Genomic DNA, 5,742 nt, shown 5'->3' with positions numbered 1-5,742 from the left:
CACCAGACGGCGTCAGCGTGCCGGATTGCGTCGACGTGCCGGATTGCGTCGGCGTGCCGGATTGTGTCGGCGTGCCGGATTGTGCCGGCGTCGCGCTGGAGGTCTTCGTGCTCGACGGGGCTGTGCTCAACGGGGCTGTGCTCGACGGGGCTGGGGTGCCAGCCGGGGCGGTGGCCGTCCCGGCTCCGGCGGTCCCGCCCTGGGTGGCCGGGACGGTCGCGGTAGCGACCGTGCCGACGCGGGCCGGCTGTGCGGTCGGCGCGGGTGCCGCGCTGAATCCGGATGAGACAACATGGATGGCCGCAGCGGAGCCACCGGCGATGAAAAGGACGGCAAGCGCCGCCGCCGCTGCCACGGCGGCCCCCCCGCTTGACTTGATTCGCATCGCGCAAGGCTAGGGCGCGGGTACTGATCATTTTCCGGAATTCGGCTGTGTTTAGCCCGTGTGGACTAGGCCCTAGTCCGCATTGATCAGTAACCGCAGCGCCGCGTGTTTCAGGTGGGGGAAATACAACCTTACGAGTCGCGGATCCTTCGGGCCGGGAGCGCGGCCGGACGATAGCGTGGGCGAATGATCGCCTCGCTGGCCGTCGGCGGCCTGCTGCTGACGGGGATGGTCATCGCGACCTGGTACGCGGCCATCCGGCTGCCCGGTGACGCGCGGGTCCCGCTGCACGCCGGGAGTCCCGAATACAGCCTCTGGCTGTCCAAGCGCACTGGGCTGGCGGCCTGGCTGGCGGCGGGGGCAGTGGTGTTCGCGGTGCTCGCCTGGCTCACCCTCAGCCGGGCCGCGGCGAACTGGGCGGCGTCGATGCGGGTGACGCTGCTGCCCGCGGTGATGTGCGTGGCGCTCGCCGCCGAAGTCGCCGCGATCATCCTGGCCGGCCGCGCCGTCCCCGCGGAAAACGGCTAGCGCGGCCGTCAGCTGAGCTGCTCGGCCAGTGCGACGATGATGCCCGCGGGCGCCATCTTCGTATCACTTTGCGCCCCTAGAACCGGACAAATTGGGCGCGAAAAGGACCAGAACCGATACGAAGATGAATGAGGTCATGCGTGACGCTCGCAGGGAGAGAGGCGCGGCTGCGGGACGCTGCCTGCGTCAGTCGCGGGTGGCGGTTGCGGGGGCGGGAGTGGGCTGGCGGCGGGCGGCGTCGCCGGCCGTGCGGTCCATGCGCAGTGCCTCGGCGGCGGTGCCGGCCGCGATGAGGGCCAGCAGGCAGAACGCGACCGTGTAGGCCGTCAGGCCCGCCCCGAAGGCGCCGCCGATGCGCAGCGCCACCGTGGCGACCGCGATCGCCAGGCCCCCGGCGAGCTGGGTGCTGGTCGCGGCCAGCGTGTTCGCGTCGCGCATCAGCTCGGGCGGCATGTCGGCCAGCCCGACTGTGCTGTACACGGTGAACCCGACCGACCGGGTGACGCCGCTGATCAGGGCCAGCCCGGCGATCACCGCGATCGGCGTGGCGGCGGAGGTGAACCCGAGCACGGCGACGGCCACCGTGGTCCCCGCGGTGGCGGCGAGCAGCACCGCGCGGAACCCGAACCGGTTGATCAGCGGCGTGGTCGCCGGCTTGATCGCGACGTTGCCCGCGAACACGAACGCGGTGACCGCGCCCGACTTCACCGGCGACCAGCCGAACTGGGTCTGGAACATCAGCGGCAGCAGGAACGGCACCGCGCCGCAGACGAGCCAGTACGCGATGACGCCGGCCTGCGTCACCCGGAACGTGGGCACGCCCAGCGTCCGGAGGTTGAGCAGCGGAAACGCGGTCCGCCGCAGGTGCAGGGCCGCGGCGGTCAGCAGCGCCACCGACCCGGTGAGGAGCACCGCGGTCAGCAGCGCCGGCGGCGCGGGCAGCGCGACCAGGTGCGCGCCGTAGGTCAGCCCGCCGAGACCGAGGCAGGTCAGCACCACGCCGGCCCAGTCCAGCGGCGGGGGAGCGCCGCTGGCGGCGCTGTCCGGGCCGTCCGTCACCAGCCGCCACGCCGCGCAGAACGCGATCACGCCGAGCGGCACGTTGATCAGGAACATCCAGTGCCACGACGCGTACGTGGTGATCAGCCCTCCGGCCAGCGGCGCGATCACCGGGGCGAGCAGCCCCGGCCACACGACGTAGGACGTGACCCGCAGCAGGTCCTCTTTGGCCGCCCGCGAGATCACCATCGTCCGGCCGACCGGCACCATCATCGCGCCGCCCGCGCCCTGCAGCACCCGCATCCCGACGAGCATGCCGAGGCTCACGCTCGCCGCGCAGCCGATCGAGGCGAGGGTGAACAGCGCGATCGCGGTGAGGAAGATCACCCGGTTGCCCAGCCGCCGGGTCAGCCAGCCGGACAGCGGGATCAGCACCGCGAGCGTCAGCAGGTAGGCGGTGACGACCAGCCCGATCGCCGCCGGCGGCGCGCCGAGCGACCGGCCGATCTGCGGCGCCGCCGTGGTGACGATCGTCCCGTCCAGCATTTCCATGAAGAAGCAGCCGGCGACGAGCAGGGCGGTGTTGCGGTGCGTCGCGTCGATCACCGGCCCCATCTCCTTCGTAGCGGGTGCGCGAGCACGATGAACGCGACCCAGCCGCCGAGCAGGACGAGCCAGAAGCTGATGAACCGGTACGCGACCACGGCCGCGAGCGCGGCGGACGAGTGCAGCCCTGAGGCGGTGAGCGCCGCGGTCATCGCCAGCTCGACGAGCGCGAACCCGCCCGGTGTCAGGCCGGTCGACGCGACCGCCGCGCCCGCCCCGTAGACGAGCAGCAGGTCATCCCAGGGAACAGGCTGTCCCATCGCGCGGATCGACAGCGCCAGCACCGCGCCGTCGAAGGCCCAGTTCGCTAGCGCCAGGCCGAACACCCGCCCGTAACCGGGCAGCGACAGCCGCCGGCTCGACACCTCGTCGAGGAACCTGTCGACTCCGGCCTCGCCGTCCTCCGGCTTGCCGGACGCCCGCTTGCTCAGCGCGGCCAGCCGCTCCAGCAGCGACCGCAGCAGCGCCCGCATCCGGTCGAACCGCATCGCGCCGGCCACCAGCAGCAGCGCCAGGCTCGCCGTGGAGCAGATCCACGACACCGCCATCGACCAGCTCGTCGTCGCCGCGTCCAGGCCGGCCCGGCGGAACTGCCGGTAGGAGTAGACGACGTCGAGTTCGGCGCCGGCGAACGGGACGGACAGGCCCAGGGCGTGCGCCGCGTACGTGATCGCCATGACCGGCCCCAGCCCGATCCGGTGCCCGTTGACCCGCAGCAGCAGCCTCCGGCTCATGCCGAACGCGGTCAGCGACACCGCCTCGGCCGCGAGCGCGAGCAGCAGCCAGCCCGGGCTCGCGGCGGCGAGCACGTGCAGCGATTCCGCCAGTGTGTGCCTGGCGACCACCACGATGACGGCCGCCGCCCCGAGCACCGCCACGGTGAGCGCGGGGCGGCGGAACGAGGCCGCTGCGGAGAGGAGGGAAGAGGAGCTCTGGCGAACCTCCGCCTCGTCGCTGACCTCTTCAACCACCCCACCATTATCGCCGGGGTGAAATGGTTGCTAAGGGCCAAGCAACTGGCCGATGTCGAACCGGGTGTGCAGCAGCCCGAACTGGAACATCTCGTCGGCGACGCGCTGCAGCCGGGCCTTGTCGATGCCGATCGGGTAGTTGTTCAGCGCCATGACCGCCGCGACGATCGGCGGAATCTGGCCGTTCATCGGGCCGTTCAGCGACTCCATCGCCTGCTCGACGGCGGGCCGGCTGGTGTCGGCGATCTCCTGGCCCTGCTCGAGGGCGGTCACGAACGCCTTCAGGGTGTTCGGGTTGGCTGCCGCCCAGGCCCTGGTGGCGACGTACCCCTGGATGGGGAACTCCTCGGTGGCGCCCTGGTTCAGGTCGGCGAGCTTGACCGCGCCGTACTGCTGCTCGGCCGCCGTCGCGAACGGCTCCGGCATCGCCGCCGCGGCGATCTTCCCGGCGGCCAGCTGCTGGGCCATGATGGGGAACGGAATCGGCTGAGCCGGGAATTGCACGTTGCCCGGGGTGACGCCGTTCTCCGTGAGGACGGACGCGGCGAGCAGGTAGTTGATGTTGTGCGGGGCGTTGATCCCGAGCACCTGACCTTTAAGCTCCGCCAGGTTCTTGATCTTCGAGGTGGGCAGCGTGTAGATGGCCTGGCTGCCCTGCTGCATCACCGAACCTTCGGCGACAATCTCCAGCTGCTGGTGATCTTGCACGTAATGCTGGATATAGGAGACGTAGTTCCCGCCGGTGATGTCGTATTTCCCGGCCACCTGCTGGTTGATCACCGTGTCGCTGCTGGTGGCGGGCGTGTAGTTGATCGTCAGCCCCTGTCGCTTGAACAGTCCCTCGTGCAGGGCGACGAAGAATCCGGCGGAGTCGACCGCTGGCACGACCGCGACGTTCAGCGTGGTTTTCTCCAGTCCGCCGCTTGCGGCGGAACTCGTTCCCCCCAATGCGCCGCTGCAACCGGCGAGGGCGAGCATCAGTATTGCCGTGATTGGCGCCAGAACGCGCATGCGTACGCTCATCCGTACGTGCATTGGCGTTGTCCTTCCAAAGCCGGGCCCCCGGCTGCTGGAAGCGTAAATCGAACGCGAATCGCCGTTTGCCTGTTTCCGGGAAACGGTGATCGTTATTAATCAATGAGACGCCACGGGACCTATGAGGTCCCAGCGATTGCCGGAGATGTCGAGGAAGACGGTCACCCGGCCGTACGGTTCGTCGCGCGGCTCGGTGACGAACTTCACGCCGGCCGCCGTCATCCGCCGGTACGCGGCGTCGAAGTCCTCGACCTGCAGGAAAAAGCCGACGCGCCCGGCGACCTGGTTACCGACGGCCGCGGCCTGGCGCTCGCCGTCCGCACGGGCCAGCAGGATGCCCGTCTCGGCGCCAGGCGGCCTGACGACGACCCAGCGCTTCGGCCGGCCGCCCTCCGTCGTCAGCGCGGGCGAGTCCTCCGCCAAGTCGAACCCCAGCGCCTCGGTGAAGAACCTGATGGCCTGGTCGTAGTCGTCGACCACGATCGCGATCTTGTCTACCAGCACGCATCGGAGCGTATGTCAGGAAAGGACATCAAGCACGATGCCGGCGACCTGATCGGGCATCGACAGGAAGGGGGAGTGGGCCGCCTCGAGTTCGCGCACGGCCGTCGGATTGGCGGGGAACGCGGCGTCCGCGTCGGCGATGAACTTGCGCTGCAGGGCCGGGGGGATCGTGGTATCCCCAGTGCACACCACGTAGGTGCGCGGAATCGAGCCCCAGCCGTCCGCGGTGAGCGCGGTCACGCCCGCGCTGATGCCCACGGGAGCGTCCGGGGTCAGCAGCGCGATCGCCGCGTCGGCGGTCACCGGATCGACGTCGCCGTAGAACGTCTCGCGCACGGCCTCCCGGTACGCCGGGTCCGGCGACGCGACGTCCAGGCGCAGCGCCCCGGTCGCGCGCGCGTCCCCCACCCGCAGCGCCCCCACCCGGCTGCCCTCGTTCTCCGGCATCCTCGGGTAGGCGGCCGAGGGCACGCCGGAGGCGGGCATGAAGGCGGCGAGATAGACGGCGTGCGCGATCAGCTCCGGGGCCAGCTGCCCGGCCCGCGTCAGGACGGCGCCGCCCATGCTGTGCGCGACCACCGTCACCGGGGCGCCGGCGCCAAGCTGCTTTACCTGCGCGACGAGCAGGTCGCCGGCCTGGTCGAGGTCGACGCCAGCGACCGGCGAGACCTCGGCGGCGAGCGCACCGGCGTCGAACGGGCGCCGGGTGAGGGC

Annotated in this window: 7 protein-coding genes; 2 read left to right on the top strand and 5 right to left on the bottom strand. The window is 70.9% G+C overall.

Translation table 11 applies throughout. The features are described from left to right. Positions 1-398, top strand: a 398-nt coding sequence (locus WA805_RS29905) for a hypothetical protein (RefSeq protein ID WP_425243996.1), incomplete at its 5' end; no start/stop codon positions are given. Positions 399-571: 173 nt separating this feature from the next. Continuing rightward, positions 572-913 (top strand): hypothetical protein, encoded by a 342-nt coding sequence (locus WA805_RS29900; protein ID WP_422324345.1) that lies wholly within the window; start codon positions 572-574, stop codon positions 911-913. Between the two features lie 186 nt (positions 914-1,099). On the opposite strand, the gene WA805_RS29895 is transcribed toward WA805_RS29900, so the two are convergent. The 5 genes from WA805_RS29895 to WA805_RS29875 form a co-directional block, all read right to left on the bottom strand. Then, a complete protein-coding gene (locus tag WA805_RS29895; protein WP_422276208.1) occupies positions 1,100-2,518 on the bottom strand; it encodes an MFS transporter in 1,419 nt (472 codons plus the stop codon). After that, on the bottom strand, positions 2,515-3,489 hold the full coding sequence (locus tag WA805_RS29890; protein WP_422288649.1) for a lysylphosphatidylglycerol synthase transmembrane domain-containing protein: 975 nt from the start codon (positions 3,487-3,489) through the stop codon (positions 2,515-2,517). The genes WA805_RS29895 and WA805_RS29890 overlap by 4 nt, the downstream gene beginning before the upstream one ends. Before the next feature lie 30 nt (positions 3,490-3,519). Beyond that, a complete protein-coding gene (locus tag WA805_RS29885) occupies positions 3,520-4,467 on the bottom strand; it encodes an ABC transporter substrate-binding protein (RefSeq protein ID WP_422327409.1) in 948 nt (315 codons plus the stop codon). Positions 4,468-4,623: 156 nt separating this feature from the next. Then, entirely contained in the window at positions 4,624-5,028 is a 405-nt protein-coding gene (locus WA805_RS29880) for a VOC family protein (RefSeq protein ID WP_422276214.1), read from the bottom strand. Between the two features lie 15 nt (positions 5,029-5,043). Then, a partial coding sequence (locus tag WA805_RS29875) for an alpha/beta fold hydrolase (RefSeq protein WP_425243995.1) occupies positions 5,044-5,742 on the bottom strand: 699 nt, incomplete at its 5' end.

It is taken from the genome of Trebonia sp., from assembly GCF_049794275.1.
Taxonomy (GTDB): domain Bacteria; phylum Actinomycetota; class Actinomycetes; order Streptosporangiales; family Streptosporangiaceae; genus Trebonia.
Note: the sequence above shows the minus strand (reverse complement) of the source record. Positions and strands in the feature narration are given on the sequence as shown.